This is a genomic window from Streptomyces sp. NPDC018045, assembly GCF_044327445.1.
GTDB lineage: Bacteria > Actinomycetota > Actinomycetes > Streptomycetales > Streptomycetaceae > Streptomyces.
This window is the reverse complement of sequence record NZ_JBIRFL010000025.1, coordinates 8733-23718: the sequence shown is the minus strand read 5'-3', so window position 1 is coordinate 23718 and position 14986 is coordinate 8733. Positions and strand designations below refer to the sequence as shown.

General features: G+C 75.1%; 10 protein-coding genes. 9 read left to right on the top strand and 1 reads right to left on the bottom strand.

Features of this window, described 5'->3' with window-relative positions; translation table 11 throughout:
- Positions 1-16 precede the first annotated feature (16 nt).
- On the top strand, positions 17-3853 hold the full coding sequence (locus tag ACH4EB_RS32370) for a glycosyltransferase (protein ID WP_398351747.1): 3837 nt from the start codon (positions 17-19) through the stop codon (positions 3851-3853).
- Positions 3850-5397 carry a DUF5719 family protein gene (locus ACH4EB_RS32365; RefSeq protein ID WP_398351745.1) on the top strand — a complete coding sequence of 516 codons (1548 nt, stop codon included), beginning with the start codon at positions 3850-3852 and terminating at the stop codon, positions 5395-5397. Before ACH4EB_RS32370 ends, ACH4EB_RS32365 begins: the two co-directional genes overlap by 4 nt.
- Positions 5398-5475: 78 nt before the next feature.
- Here the strand turns inward: ACH4EB_RS32365 and ACH4EB_RS32360 are convergent, their stop codons facing one another.
- A complete protein-coding gene (locus ACH4EB_RS32360) occupies positions 5476-6015 on the bottom strand; it encodes a metallopeptidase family protein (RefSeq protein ID WP_398351744.1) in 540 nt (179 codons plus the stop codon).
- Between the two features lie 271 nt (positions 6016-6286).
- Here ACH4EB_RS32360 and ACH4EB_RS32355 point away from each other — a divergent pair, with 271 nt between their 5' ends.
- From ACH4EB_RS32355 to ACH4EB_RS32325, 7 genes are all read left to right on the top strand, one after another.
- Positions 6287-6730, top strand: a complete 444-nt coding sequence (locus ACH4EB_RS32355; protein ID WP_398351742.1) for a DUF3499 domain-containing protein — start codon at positions 6287-6289, stop codon at positions 6728-6730.
- A 282-nt stretch (positions 6731-7012) separates the two neighbouring features.
- Complete coding sequence (locus tag ACH4EB_RS32350) at positions 7013-8629, top strand: L-lactate permease (protein WP_398351740.1); 1617 nt, start codon at positions 7013-7015, stop codon at positions 8627-8629.
- 176 nt (positions 8630-8805) lie between these two features.
- Positions 8806-10164, top strand: coding sequence for a phosphomannomutase/phosphoglucomutase (locus tag ACH4EB_RS32345; protein WP_398351739.1), 1359 nt, complete (start codon positions 8806-8808; stop codon positions 10162-10164).
- A gap of 342 nt (positions 10165-10506) precedes the next feature.
- A complete protein-coding gene (locus tag ACH4EB_RS32340) occupies positions 10507-10689 on the top strand; it encodes a Trm112 family protein (protein ID WP_030021694.1) in 183 nt (60 codons plus the stop codon).
- Positions 10690-10753: 64 nt separating this feature from the next.
- Complete coding sequence (locus tag ACH4EB_RS32335; RefSeq protein WP_398351738.1) at positions 10754-11896, top strand: SIS domain-containing protein; 1143 nt, start codon at positions 10754-10756, stop codon at positions 11894-11896.
- 227 nt (positions 11897-12123) lie between these two features.
- A complete protein-coding gene (gene manA, locus ACH4EB_RS32330) occupies positions 12124-13449 on the top strand; it encodes a mannose-6-phosphate isomerase, class I (RefSeq protein WP_398351737.1) in 1326 nt (441 codons plus the stop codon).
- A 316-nt stretch (positions 13450-13765) separates the two neighbouring features.
- A complete protein-coding gene (locus ACH4EB_RS32325) occupies positions 13766-14725 on the top strand; it encodes a cation diffusion facilitator family transporter (protein ID WP_398351736.1) in 960 nt (319 codons plus the stop codon).
- Positions 14726-14986 lie beyond the last annotated feature (261 nt).

The window sequence follows — 14986 nt, the reverse complement described above, 5'->3', positions numbered from 1 at the left end:
GAGGGCCCCTACCTCGATGTCCGTGCACAGTCAGCCGGCCGCCCAGGCCGCGCAAGCCGCCGCCCAATACCACGACGGCACCCCCGAGTTCCCCCGGCACGTCGTCACCGCCGTGATCGTCTCCCACGACGGCGAACGCTGGCTGCCCGACGCGCTCGCCGGCCTGCTCGGCCAGGAACGCCCGCCCCAGCAGATCCTCGGCGCCGACACCGGCAGCGCGGACGGCTCCGCCCGGCTGCTCGGCGAGGCCCTCGGCGACGAGCGGGTGCTCCACCTCGCCCGCCGCTCCGGCTTCGGCACCGCCGTCGCCGAAGCCGTACGCGCCGCGCCCGCCCCCGGCCCCGACGACCTGCCGTACCTGCGCCGCCCCAGCGGCTGGGACCCGGTCAGCCGCACCTGGCGCGACGACGCCTACGACCTGCCGGAACTCCCGCACGGCGAACCCGTCCAGTGGCTGTGGCTGCTGCACGACGACTGCGCGCCCGAACCCGACGCACTCGCCGAACTGCTGCGGGTCGCCGACTCCAGCCCCGCCACCGCCGTCGTCGGCCCCAAGCTGCGGAGCTGGTACGACCGGCGACAGCTCCTCGAAACGGGCGTCAGCATCGCGCGCAGCGGCCGCCGTTGGACCGGCCTGGACCGCCGCGAACAGGACCAGGGACAGCACGACCAGGTACGCCCCGTCCTGTCCGTCTCCAGCGCCGGCATGCTCATCCGGCGCGACGTGTACGAGCAGTTGGGCGGCTTCGACCGGCGGCTGCCGCTGATGCGCGACGACGTCGACCTGTGCTGGCGCGCCCAGGCCGCCGGCCACCAGGTCCTCGTCGCCCCCGACGCGGTCCTGCGGCACGCCGAGGCGTCCGCCCGCGAACGCCGCCCCATCGACTGCGTCGGCCGCTCCACCGCCGGCCCGCACCGCGTCGACAAGGCCGGCGCCGTCTACACCCTCCTGGCCAACACCCGCGGCGCCCTGCTCCCGTACGTCGTCCTGCGCATCGTTCTCGGCACCCTGCTGCGCGTCCTCGCCTACCTCGTCGGCAAGGTCCCCGGCCAGGCCCTCGACGAACTCGCCGGCCTCTTCGGCACCCTGCTGCGCCCCGGCGCGATCCTCGCCGCGCGCAGGAAACGCGGCCGCCCCGCCACGGACGCGAGCGAACTGCGGCCCCTCTTCCCGCCGCCCGGCGCGACCGTACGGGCCACCGTCGAACAGATCGCCGGCAACCTCGCCGGACGCTCCGCCCCCGAAGCCGCCTCCGCCGGACGGCACGGCGCCGTCGAATCCGGACCCGGCGGCGACGACGCCGACTACCTGGAGATCGAACAGTTCGCCCGGCTCAAGCGGATCGCCCGCCGGCCGGCCCCGGTGCTCTTCCTCCTCCTGCTCGTCGTCTCCCTCATCGCCTGCCGCTCCCTGCTCGGCTCCGGCGCGCTCACCGGCGGCGCCCTGCTGCCCGCCCCCGGCAGCCTCGGCGCCCTCTGGTCGAGCTACCTCGACGGCTGGCACGCCACCGGCACCGGCAGCACCGCCTCCGCGCCCCCGTACCTCGCTGTTCTCGCCCTGGTCGCCACCTTCTTCCTCGGCAGCACCTCACTGGCCGTCACCGTCCTGCTGGTGTGCTCCGTACCGCTCGCCGGACTGAGCGCCTACTTCGCCTCCCGGCCGCTGGTCACCTCCCGTCTGCTGCGCGCCTGGGGCAGCGTCGGCTACGCCTTCCTGCCCGCCGTCACCGGCGCCCTCGCCGGCGGCCGCATCGGCACCGCCGTCCTCGCGGTCCTGCTGCCGCTGATGGCGCGGGCCGCCGTCGCCGCCGGCGGCCTGCGGCTGACCCCCGGCACCCGGCCGAGCTGGCGCGCCGCCTGGGCGTACGCGCTGCTGCTCACCTTCACCACCGCCTTCACCCCCGTCGTCTGGCCCGTCGCCGTCCTGCTCGGCCTCGCCCTGCTGGTGCTGCGCGCCCTCGACGGCAACCGCGGCCTGCTCCTGGCGTACGCGCTGCGCTTCCTCGCCGTCGCCGGCACCCCGCTCGTCGTCCTGGCGCCCTGGTCGCTGTCGCTGCTCGCCCACCCGGCCCGCTTCTTCCGGGAGGCCGGCCTGGATCTCGGCGCGGGACCGGCCTCCGTACTGGATCTCGTCGGCATCAGCCCCGGCGGCCCGAAGGCCGTCGGCGGGGTGCTGCTCCTCGGCATCGTCCTGGCCGCGCTGGCCGCCACGCTCCGCGCCGACCGGCAGCTCGCGATCCGTACGTCCTGGGCCGTGGCCGTCACCGGCCTGCTGTTCGCCGTACTGGCCAACCGCTCCGCCTGGGCCGGGCCCGCCGCCCTCGTCTACGGGCTCGCGCTGCTGTGCGCCGCCGCCGTCGGCGCCGAAGGCATCCGCTCCCGTATGGAGACCCTCGGCTTCGGCTGGAAGCAGCCGGCCGCCGTCCTGATCGCGCTCTCGGCGCTGCTCGCCCCGCTGTACGCGGCGGTGAGCTGGATGATCACCGGCGCGGCGGGGCCGCTGGAGCGCCGTGACCCGGTGCAGGTCCCCGCGTTCGTCGCCGAGGACACCGGCTCCGTCGACCAGGCCCGCACCCTCGTCCTCGACGGCGACGCCGGACACGTCGCGTACACCCTGGTACGCGGCTCCGGCGCGCGCCTCGGGGACGCCGACATCGCGGCGGAGACCGGCGAGGACAAGCGGCTCGGCGGCATCGTCGCCCATCTCGTCGCCGGGTCCGGCGCCGACCAGGCCAACCAGCTCGGCGGCTACGCCGTCCGCTACCTCCTGGTCCGCGACGGCGCGCCCCGCGACATGGGCCGCGTCCTGGACGCCACCCCGGGCCTGACCCGGCTCAGCCAGGACGACGGCAGCGCCCTGTGGCGCGTCGACCGGCGCGTCTCGCGCGTCGCGATCGTGCCGGGGGAGGCCAAGGACGGCACGCGCGCGGGCCGCGCCGCCGCACCGGTCCCGGTCCCGGCCGGGCCCGTCGCGGCCCACACCGACCTGCCCAACGGCGCCGACGGCCGGGTGCTGCGCGTCGCCGACACCGCCGACGCGGGCTGGCAGGCCACCCTCGACGGCAAGCCGCTGAAGCCGGTCACGGTCGACGGCTGGGCGCAGGGCTTCGAACTGCCCGCGTCCGGCGGCCGCCTGGACCTGACCCACGACGACCCCGTGGGCCACACCGCGTGGTTGTGGGCCCAGGGCCTGCTCGCCGTGGTCCTGGTGGTACTCGCCCTGCCGGGCCGCCGCCGGGAGATCGACGACGACCTGCCCGAGGACGGCGCGGCCGCGCTGTCCGCACCGGCCGCCGCGGGCGAGGGCCGCCGGGCCCGGCGGCTGCGGGCCGCACAGGCGTCCGGCGCCCCCGAAGGCGGCGCGGACCCGGGCGTTCCGGGTCCGCGGTCCGGCGACGATCCGGCGTCCGCCCCGGTGGCGTCTCCCGTCGCCGACCCGATGGCCGCCGGGACAGCCGACCCGTACGCCGCCGTACCGCAGCAGCAGGGCTACGACCAGCAGCAGGGATACGGCCAGCAGATGTACGAGCAGTGGCAGGCGCCGGGGGCGGGCGAGCCGGCGCACGGCGCACCGTACGCGCCGGACGACCCGTACCAGGGCGCGCAGTCGCCGTACGGAGGTGAAGCGGACGCGCAGCCGTACGGGCAGGACCAGTACGGGCAGCAGTACCCGGGCGCCGCTCCCTACGGGACGGACCCCGGCCAGGCCGCCGGCCTGTACCAGCCCGGCGCCTACGCCCCGTACTACGGGCAGCCGTCCCAGCAGCCCCCGCACCAGCAGCCCTACGACGACGGCACGACCTACCCCGGCTCCTACCGCGAGCCCCGCCGTGACGGGAGCGACCAGCAGTGAAGCGCACCATCATGTCCCTGATCGGCGCGGCCGTGGCGCTCGGCGCGGTCACCGGTGTCGCCGCCGTCGCCGCACCGGACGGGCAGCGCGCCACCAAGGCCGAGGGCGCCTCCCGGCGGCCCGTCGAGCGGTCCGCGCTGCTGTGCCCGCCGCCCACCTCGTCGGAGGTCGGCGCCACCACGTACACCGCCTTCACCCCCAAGGGGACGGGCGGCGCGGCGGGCTCCCGGGGCACCGCCGGGCTGCTGCCCGCCCAGACCGCCAAGCTGGACGGCACGGGCGGACAGGCCGGCAAGGGCAAGGAGGGTGGCGAAGGCCGGCCGGGCGCGCAGGCGGCCGGAGCCCCCGTCGCGCCCCTGAAGGAAGCCGGCACACCCGTCACCGCGACCACGGACCGCGCGGACGCGCCCGCCCTCGCCGGGGCCGCCGACGGCGCCCTCGCGCCCGGCTGGACCGTCCAGCAGACCACCAGCGTCGCGGCCGGCAACGGGCGCGGCCTGCTCGGCCTGTCCTGCGCGGCCCCCGACACCGACTTCTGGTTCCCCGGCGTGAGCACCGCCAAGGACCGCCAGGACTACGTCCACCTCACCAACCCCGACGACACCCCGGCCGTCGTCGATCTCGACCTGCGCGGCAAGGACGGCCCGCTGAAGTCCGCCTCCGGCGAGAACATCACCGTGCCGCCCCACTCCTCCCTGCCGGTCCTGCTCGCCACACTGACCGGCACGCCCACCCAGGACGCGGCACTGCACGTGGTCGCCCGCGAGGGCCGGGTCGGCGCCTCCGTTCAGGCCGCCGACGCCAAACTGGGCGGCGACTGGCTGCCCGCGGCGGCCGACCCCGCGCCCGGCGCGGTCCTGCCGGGCATCCCGGCCGACGCCACCTCCGTCCACCTCGTCACCGTCGCCCCGGGCGGGCAGGACGCCGACCTGAAGGTGCAGTTGGCCACCCCGAACGGCCTGATCACCCCGGCCGGACTGGAGACCCTGCACGTCAAGAGCGGAATGACGGCCTCCGCCGACCTCAAGGACCTCACCAAGGGCGAGGCGGGCTCCCTGGTCCTGACCCCGGCGGACGGCTCCGGGGTGCCGGTCGCGGCGGCCCTGCGGGTCACCCGCGGCAAGGGCGACCGGCAGGAGATGGCCTTCATCCCGGCGACCGGGCCGGTCGGGGAGCGGGCCACCGCCGCCGACAACCGGGACAAGGGCAGCACGCTCTCCCTGGTCGCACCGGAGAAGGGCAAGGACGCGAAGGTCACGGTCACCGCGTCGGCGGGCAGCGGGGGCGGTACGCCGGTGTCGAAGACGTACACGGTCAAGGGCGGCAGCACCCTCGCCGTGGACCCGCCCCGCCCCCAGGGCCTCAAGGGCTCCTACGCGCTGACCGTCACCCCGTCGGCGGGCAGCGGCCCGGTCCACGCGGCCCGGACCCTGGCCCTGCCCCAGGGCGGCCTGCCCGCCTTCACCGTGCAGACCCTCCCGGACGACCGGGGAACGGTGGTGGTGCCGACGGCGGGGGAGGACATCTCACTGCTGATGAAGTGAGAGCCTGTGGCATAACCCCGGGCGCCGGGCCGGGGTTGTGCCACAGGCTCTGAGGGGCGGTGGGTGGTCCGCGCGGCGTCAGTCCTGCCCGTACCGCGGGTCGACCGACTCCGGTGCCAGGCCGAGCAGCTCGGCGACCTGCTCGACGACGACCTCGTGGACCAGCAGCGCCCGCTCGTCGCGGTTCTTCGTACGGATCTCCACCGGGCGGCGGTAGACGATCACCCGCTCCCGCTGGTCGCCGGTGGCGGGCAGCAGCCGGCCCAGCGGCACCGTCTCCTCGTCGGCGGCCGGCCCGGCGTCCCCGTCGGGGCCGAACCCCGGCACCTCGACGACCAGGAAGTCGACGTCCGCGAGCTGCGGCCAGCGCCGTTCCAGCCGGTCCCGTGAGTCGTAGACCAGGTCGACGAAGGAATCCGCGCGGCTCACCGAGAGCGGTACCTGGGGCGGGGCGACCGGGCCGCGCATACCGCGGCCGTGCCGGTCGCGCCGGCGCGGGCGGGGCCCTGCCGGGGCGGCGGAGCGCTCGGCGCCGCCGGGCGCGGCGGGGGCGCCGCCCGTGCCGGCCGGGGCGGGGGTCCCTCCGGCGCCGGCCGGAGGAGGTACGGGGCTGTCCATCAGAACCGAGCGTAACCGTCCGGGGGCGGGCGGCGCGGGAGAGCGGCGGAACCGATGCCATGTCGTCGAGTGACCGGTCGTAGGCTCGTCGCGTCCGTTCGCTGCCATGCGTCAGACCATGAAGGGCATGGGGAATGACATGAAATGTACAGAGTCGTGACAGGTTTTGATGCACTGCGCCGTCCGGCCCAGTGCTCCCCGCGCGGTCCGGTCCGAGCGCCCGCAGGTCAGGCGCACCGGACGAACCAGGACGACACGGTTGGGTGAGGTCGTGGAGAGTCATCGCGGCCCGCTCAAGAGTGCGGTACCGTCCAACGTCGTGAGCCCTGTACGTCGCTGTTCGCGCACTGCGTGCGGCCGCCCCGCCGTCGCAACGCTGACGTACGTCTACGCGGATTCGACCGCCGTGCTCGGACCGCTCGCCACCTACGCCGAGCCCCACTGCTACGACCTGTGCGCCGAGCACTCCGAGCGGCTGACCGCGCCGCGCGGCTGGGAAGTCGTGCGCCTGGCCACCGACACCGGCCCGGCCCGGCCCAGCGGCGACGACCTCGAAGCACTCGCCAACGCGGTGCGCGAGGCGGCCCGCCCCCAGGAGCGCGCGGCGGGCGGCGGCACCGGCCCACAGGTCAGCGGGCCGAACGGGCGCGATGCCCACCCCATGGAGGTCGCCCGCCGGGGCCACCTGCGAGTTCTGCGGTCGCCGGACTCCTGAGGACGGCCGACCGGGACTGCCGGTGCGATTGCCGGTCCGCTGGGGACGGCCGGACACGGCCGGTGTGATCGCCGGTCTTCCGGGGACGACAGGACGCTCCGGTGATGCCGTCACCGGACTCCTGAGGACGCGTGACGCGGGCGAACCCGCCCCGCCCGCTGCCGATCACTTTCGTCCGCGGCATTGACGCCACCTCGGCGCGGACACCACCATGCCTCCACTCCCGAATGATCCGCTTCCGTATGGCGGAAGTGACGGGGGAGCTGCCCACCGGGAGGCCGAGTGTTCGTCCAGCAGCGTGAGCCCGTAGCCGATTCGCTCGCCCTGTCCGCGCTCGTCGCCGCCCTCCCGCTGGTCACCGTCCTCGTCCTGCTCGGCGCCGTACGGATGCGCGCCCACCGCGCCGGGCTCACCGGCCTCGCCGTCGCCCTCGCCACCGCCTGCCTCGGCTACGGCATGCCCGCCGGGCAGGCCCTGTCCGCCGCGGCGCAGGGCGCGCTCTTCGGCCTGTTCCCCATCCTGTGGATCGTCGTCAACGCCCTCTGGGTGTACCGGATGACGGTCCGCACCCGCCACTTCGACGTCCTGCGCCGCTCCTTCTCCGGGCTCTCCGCCGACCCCCGCGTCCAGGCCCTGGTCATCGCCTTCTGCTTCGGGGCGCTGCTCGAAGCGCTCGCCGGGTTCGGGGCGCCCGTCGCGATCAGCGCGGTGATGCTGGTCGCGCTCGGCTTCACCCCGGTACGGGCCGCCGTCGTCGCGCTCGTCGCCAACACCGCGCCGGTCGCCTTCGGCGCCATGGGCACCCCCGTGGTCACTCTCGCCCAGGTCACCGGCCTGCCGCTGGACACCGTCGCCCCGGTCGTCGGCCGCCAGACCCCGCTGCTCGCCCTCGTCGTACCGCTGCTGCTGGTGTTCCTGGTCGACGGCCGGCGCGGCCTGCGGGAGACCTGGGCGCCCGCGCTCGCCTGCGGACTGGCCTTCGCCGCCGTGCAGTTCGCGGCGGCCAACCACGTGTCCGCGCAGCTCGCCGACATCGGCGCGGCCCTCGCGGGAGCCGCCGCGCTCGTCGCCGTGCCCGGCGCCCGCCGGCCCGCCTCCGCACCGGTGCGGGCCGCCGTGCTGACCGGTGTCCGCAGCGAGGACCTGGACGTCCGCGACTCCCGCGCCGACGTCGTGCGGGCCTACGCGCCGTACGCCCTCATCGTCGCCGTCTTCTCCCTCGCCCAGATCCCGCCCGCCAAGGACCTCCTCGACCGCGCGACCCGCACCTTCGACTGGCCCTTCCTGGACGTCGCGGGCCCCGACGGCCGCCCGGTCGGCGCCAACGTCTTCTCGCTGCCGCTGCTCGCCACCGGCGGGACGCTGGTGCTGCTGGCCGGCGTCCTGACCGCCGCCGTGCTCGGCGTACGGGCCGCCACCGCCGTACGCGAATGGGCCGCGACCGTACGCGAACTGCGCGCGGCGATCCTGACCGTCACCTCCGTCCTGGCCCTCGCCTACGTCATGAACCTCTCCGGACAGGCCGCCACCATCGGCTACTTCGTCGCCGCCGCCGGCGCCGGACTGGCCTTCCTCTCACCCGTCCTCGGCTGGTTCGGCGTCGCCGTCACCGGCTCCGACACCTCCGCCAACGCCCTCTTCGGCGCCCTCCAGGTGACCGCCGCCCGGCAGTCCGGCCTCTCACCCGTCCTGCTCGCCGCCGCCAACAGCTCCGGCGGCGTACTCGGCAAGATGATCTCCCCGCAGAACCTGGCGATCGCCTGCGCCGCGGTCGGACTGGCCGGACGCGAGGGTGACCTGCTGCGCAAGGTGCTGCCGTGGAGCCTGGGGCTACTGCTGGTGATGTGCCTGATCGTGGTGGGGCAGAGCACGGCGGTGCTGGGGTGGATGCTGCCGTAGGGGACCGGCCGCCCGGGTCCCGCGGCGGGCTCGGAGCACCGCGGCGTCCCCGCGATTGACCACGGCTGGTCCGGGACACAAGAGGCCCCGGGCTGCCGGGCCCCGCACGAACCAGCCTCCCTCCGGCCGCGTACGGGTAGGTTTGGGACCCCGTCATGACATCAGGAGGGCTGGCTGTGACTGATCTGTCGCAGATCGTGAAGGCGTACGACGTGCGCGGTGTGGTCCCCGACCAGTGGGACGAGGCGCTGGCCGAGCTGTTCGGCGCGGCCTTCGTCCAGGTCACCGGAGCGGACGCGATCGTGACCGGGCACGACATGCGGCCCTCCTCACCCGGCCTGTCCCGGGCCTTCGCCCGCGGCGCCGCGGCGCGCGGCGCGGACGTCACCGAGATCGGGCTGTGCTCGACCGACCAGCTCTACTACGCCAGCGGCGCGCTGGACCTGCCCGGCGCGATGTTCACCGCCTCGCACAACCCCGCGCAGTACAACGGCATCAAGATGTGCCGGGCGGGCGCCGCCCCGGTCGGCCAGGACACCGGCCTCGCCGAGATCCGCGCGCTCGTCGAACAGTGGCGCGACGGCGACGGTCCGGAGCCCGCGGCCACCCCCGGCACCATCACAGAGCGCGACGTCCTCGGTGACTACGCGGCCCACCTGCGCCGCCTCGTCGACCTCTCCGGCATCCGCCGCCTGAAGGTCGTGGTGGACGCCGGCAACGGCATGGGCGGCCATACCGTCCCCACCGTCTTCGAGGGCCTGCCCATCGACCTGGACGCCCTGTACTTCGAACTCGACGGCACCTTCCCGAACCACGAGGCCAACCCCCTGGACCCGGCGAACATCGTCGACCTCCAGGCACGGGTCCGCGAGGTCGGCGCCGACCTCGGCCTGGCCTTCGACGGTGACGCGGACCGCTGCTTCGTCGTCGACGGCAACGGCGACCCGGTCTCCCCGTCCGCGATCACCGCCCTGGTCGCCGCCCGCGAACTGGCCAAGCACCCCGGCGGCACGGTCATCCACAACTGCATCACCTCCTGGTCCGTCCCGGAGGTCGTCAAGGAGAACGGCGGCACGCCCGTACGCACCCGCGTCGGCCACTCGTTCATCAAGGGCGAGATGGCCACGACCGGCGCCATCTTCGGCGGCGAGCACTCCGCCCACTACTACTTCCGCGACTTCTGGAACGCCGACACCGGCATGCTCGCCGCCCTGCACGTCCTGGCGGCGCTCGGCGGCCAGGACGGCCCGCTGTCCGAACTGGTCGCCCAGTACGACCGGTACGCCGCCTCCGGCGAGATCAACAGCACCGTCGACGACCAGACGGACCGCCTCGCCGCCGTCAGGACCGCGTACGCGGGCCACGAGGGCACCGAACTGGACGAGCTGGACGGCCTGACGGTCACCACCGCCGACTGGTGGTTCAACCTCCGCCCCTCCAACACCGAACCCCTCCTCCGCCTGAACGTCGAGGCCCGGGACCGGGAGACGGTCGAGCGGGTACGGGACGAGGTGCTGGAAATCGTCCGGGCCTGAGGACGAGGCCGAAAGCCCGGGCCCCCAAGGCTGCGAGGCCGGGGCGCGGGCCGGAGGGGCTGCGAGTCCGGGGGCCGGGGCGGCCGGAAGGGCTGCGGGGCCGGGGCGGGGGCCGTTCGGCTGACATGGGCTGAGGTGGGCTGAAGTGGGCCGAGACGGGCCGAGGCGGTGGCCGGGAGCTGCCGGCGAGGGCCTGACCGCTCGGGAGCCGGACGGCCCCGGGCGGCGCCGGGCGGGTGCGCCGCCACCGTCCCGCCCGCCCCGGCCACCTGCGGCGCGTCCCGGCACCCCGCCCCGGCGGTACGCTGGCAGTGCCGTATTCACGCCGAAGGAGAAGCCCCCATGCCGGTCGACGCCAGCCTGATCGAGATCCTCGCCTGCCCGGCGTGCCACGCCCCGCTGGCGGACCGGTCGGACGCCGACCCTGCCGAGCTGCGATGCACCGGCACCGAATGCGGCCTCGCCTACCCCGTCCGCGACGGCATCCCCGTACTCCTGGTGGACGAGGCACGCCGCCCCGCCTGACCCGGGCGACGGAGCCGTCCGGACCCCACCCCGCCCGTACCGGCGATCGGAGGCAGCGCACACCATGCTCGACGAGTCCCTTCTGGACGCACCCGAAGCGCTGGCCGGCGCCGACCGCTACGGACTGCTGCGCGGCGTCGCCGAATCCGGGGCACGGGTACGCACCGCGGCCCGTAACGCCGCCGAGTCCGGCATCGTCGACCTGCGGCCCGACGGCCGGCCCCGCACCGTCCTCGTGGCGGGCCCCGGACCGGCCGCCGCCTGCGTCGCCGACCTCTTCGCCGCCCTCGGCGGCGGCAACTGCCCGGTCACCCTCATCCGGCCCACCGGCGTCGCCGCGCGCCCCGGCGCACTGCGCTGGGCCCTGCCCGGCTGGTCCGGCCCGCTGGACCTGCTCCTGATCGCCGGTCCGGACGGCACCGACCCCGGCCTCGCGCAGCTCGTCGAACAGGCGTACCGCCGCGGCTGCTCCGTCGTCGCCGTCACCCCGGCGGGCGGCCCGCTCGCCGACGCCGTCGTCCAGGCCCGCGGCCTCACCGTCCCGCTGGCCACCACCCCGTACGACGCCGAGTTCGACGTGGCGGGCGCGCCGCCCGCCGCACCCGGCACCCTCTGGTCGCTGCTCACCCCGCTGCTCGCGCTCGCCGACCGGATCGGCCTGCTCAGCGCCACGTCCGACCTGCTCGCCCAGCTCGCCGACCGCCTCGACCAGGTCGCCGAACGCTGCGGCCCCGCCATCGAGACGTACTCCAACCCCGCCAAGACGCTCGCCGCCGAACTCGCCGACGCGCTCCCGCTGATCTGGACCGAGGACCTCGTCGCCGGAGCCGTCGGCCGGCACTTCGCGACCGTACTGGCCGGACTCGCCGGCCGCCCCGCGCTCGCCGGCGAACTGCCCGAGACCATGACCACGCACGGCGCGCTGCTCGCCGGCCCGTTCGCGGCCGGCGCCGACCCGGACGACTTCTTCCGCGACCGCGTCGAACAGCCCACCGCCCTGCACGCCCGGGTGGTCCTGCTCCGCGAGGAACCCCCCGGCCCGCACTCCGCCGCGCCCGCCGCCCGCGAACTGGCGCTGGAGCACGACACCCCGGTCAGCGAACTGGAACCGGCCGGCGGCAGCGCCCTGGAGAGGGCCGCCGAACTTCTCGCCGTCACGGATTTCGCCGCCGTTTACCTGGCGCTCGCCGACACCGAGGGAGTATGAGGACCCGGCCGCCGGACGTACGGGAAGCCTGAGCGCCACCCGCGAACAGGGAAAGTACGCGCATCCGGCGCCCACCCGGCCGGCAACCCCGCGCCCCGGGCCCGGAGTCGGCCCGGGCCCCGGCCACCCGTCGGCGACACGGCGTCGCCCGTACGGCCGCCCCGGCCGGGCTTCCCGAACGAAGCCGAGCCGCCCGAACGAAGACGAAGAATCAGGAAGCCCGTCACATGGACCGCCTCACGAACACCGTGCGCCCCTACGCCTGGGGCTCCACCACCGCCATCCCGGAACTCCTCGGCACCGAGCCGACCGGCGAACCCCAGGCCGAGATGTGGATGGGCGCCCACCCCGGCGCCCCCTCCCGCACCGACCGCGGCACCGGCCCGGTGTCGCTGGCCGACGTCATAGCCGCCGACCCGGAAGGCGAACTCGGTCCCGACGCGGTACGCGCCTTCGGCCCCCGGCTGCCCTTCCTGCTCAAACTGCTCGCCGCCGGCTCCCCGCTCTCCCTCCAGGTCCACCCCGACCTGGCCCAGGCCCAGAAGGGCTACGCGGACGAGGAGCGGCGCGGCGTCCCCGCCGACGCGGCGCACCGCAACTACAAGGACGCCAACCACAAGCCCGAACTGATCTGCGCCCTCACCCCCTTCGAAGGGCTCTGCGGCTTCCGGCACCCGGCCGAGGCCGCCACCCTCCTCGAAGGTCTCGGCGTGGGCGCCCTCAAGCCGTACGCCGACATCCTGCGCGCCGCCCCGGAGGACGCCGCGCTGCGCGAGGTCCTGACCGCCGTACTGCGCGCCGACCGGGACGAGACGGCCGAAACCGTCGAGCAGGCCGCGGCCGCCGCCCAGCGGCTGGCCGGCGAAGGCGGCCCGCACGCCGACTCCTACGCCGCGTACGCCGCCATCGCCCACCACTACCCGGGCGACCCGGGCGTGCTCGCGGCCATGCTCCTCAACCACGTACGGCTACAGCCCGGCGAAGCGCTCTTCCTGGGCGCCGGCATCCCGCACGCCTACCTCAGCGGCCTCGGCGTGGAACTGATGGCCAACTCCGACAACGTGCTGCGCTGCGGCCTGACCCCCAAGCACGTGGACATCCCCGAACTCCTGCGCGTCGTCCGCTTCGAGCCCCGCGACGCGGGGGTGCTGCGGCCGGAGGAGGCCACGGCGGCGGGCGAAGAGGTCTACGAGACCCCGACCGACGAGTTCCGGCTCTCCCGCTTCGTCCTGGCTCCCGGCGGCGCGCCCCGCACGCTCGACGACCGCACCCCGCAGATCCTGCTGTGCACGGCAGGAACGGTTGCTCTCCGTGCGTGCGGGGCTGGGGCGGATGGTGGTGCCGGGGCGGGCTTCGGGGCGGGTTCGGGAGTTGGGGCGGGTTCGGGAGTTGGGGCTGCGGCCGGGGCGGACAGCGGTTCCGGCTCCGGTTCCGGCTTCGGCTCTTGTACGGAACTGGTGCTCTCGCCGGGCGAGTCGGCCTACGTACCGGCCGGGGAGCGGGTGGAACTGTCGGGGGAGGGCACGGTCTTCCGGGCGACGGTGGCGGTCTGACGGGCGGCAGTGGCGGTCTGATGGTTGAGGGGATCTGCGACTGAGGGGCCCACGGCTGGGAGGCCTGCGGCTGAGGGAGGCCTGCGAGGGCCTGCCGGCGGGCTGTGGGCGGGCCGAGGGCGGGCCGAGGGCGGCCTGCTCACAGGGCCGGCGGGTCGATCCAGGCCGTCCCGCGTCCCGGTCGGCGGTCCCCGTGCGCGCCCCGGCGGGCGGGCTGCAACAATGACCCGCCTAAAGGGTTCGTAAAGAGCCCACGGAGCGGCCTCGGAGCAGGCTGCGCACCGCAGCCGGTCGACGGAAGGGAAATGCGCCACCCATGAGTGCATCAGGCGGTACCAAGGCGATCGTCGCGGCGCTGGGCGCCAACCTGGCCATCGCGGCGGCGAAGTTCGTGGCCTTCGCCTTCAGCGGATCGTCCTCGATGCTGGCCGAAGGCGTCCACTCCATCGCCGACTCCGGCAACCAGGGACTCCTGCTCCTCGGCGGCAAGAAGGCCAAGCGCGCCGCCACCGAGGAACACCCCTTCGGCTACGGCCGCGAGCGCTACATCTACGGCTTCCTCGTCTCCATCGTCCTGTTCACCGTCGGCGGCGTCTTCGCCCTGTACGAGGGCTACGAGAAGATCCACGACCCGCACGAACTGGAGCACTGGTACTGGCCCGTCGGCGTCCTCGTCTTCGCGATCATCGCCGAGAGCTTCTCCTTCCGTACGGCCATCAAGGAGTCCAACGAGCTGCGCGGCAAGCAGAGCTGGCCCCAGTTCATCCGCCGCGCCAAGGCCCCGGAACTCCCCGTCGTCCTCCTGGAGGACTTCGGCGCGCTGGTCGGCCTGGTGCTCGCGCTCGGCGGTGTCTGCCTCACCCTCGCCACCGGCAACGGCGTGTGGGACGGCATCGGCACGATGTGCATCGGCGCCCTCCTCGTCCTGATCGCCCTGGTCCTCGCCGGCGAGACGAAGTCGCTGCTGCTGGGCGAGGCCGCCGGTCCCGATCAGGTCGCCAAGATTCGCGAGGCCGTGGTCGACGGCGACACCGTCACTCGCGTCATCCACATGCGCACCCTCCACCTCGGCCCGGAGGAACTCCTCGTCGCCGCCAAGGTCGCGGTCCGGCACGACGACAGCGCCAAGGAGGTCGCCGACGCGATCAACGCCGCCGAGGAGCGCATCCGCGCGGCCGTCCCGATCGCCCGCGTGATCTACCTGGAACCGGACATCTACCACGAGTCCGCCGCCGCGGCGGGTGACAACCCGGCCAAGACACCGGGCGGCGCCTGACCGAGCCGGGGCAAGGCGGTCCGGGAACCGGCTCGGCAACCGGACTGGGAGCCGGGCAGGGGGCCGGGCCGGGAGCTGGGCCGGGGCCCGGCCGGGGTGGGGCCCCGGGGGCCGTCCGGGGCCGTTCCCGAGCGGGTTGTGGTCGTCCCGGGGGTCGTCCGGGATCGTTCCCGAGCGGGTTGTGGTCGTCCCGGGGGTCGTCCGGGATCGTTCCCGAGCGGGTTGTGGTCGTCCCGGGGGTCGTCCGGGATCGTTCCCGAG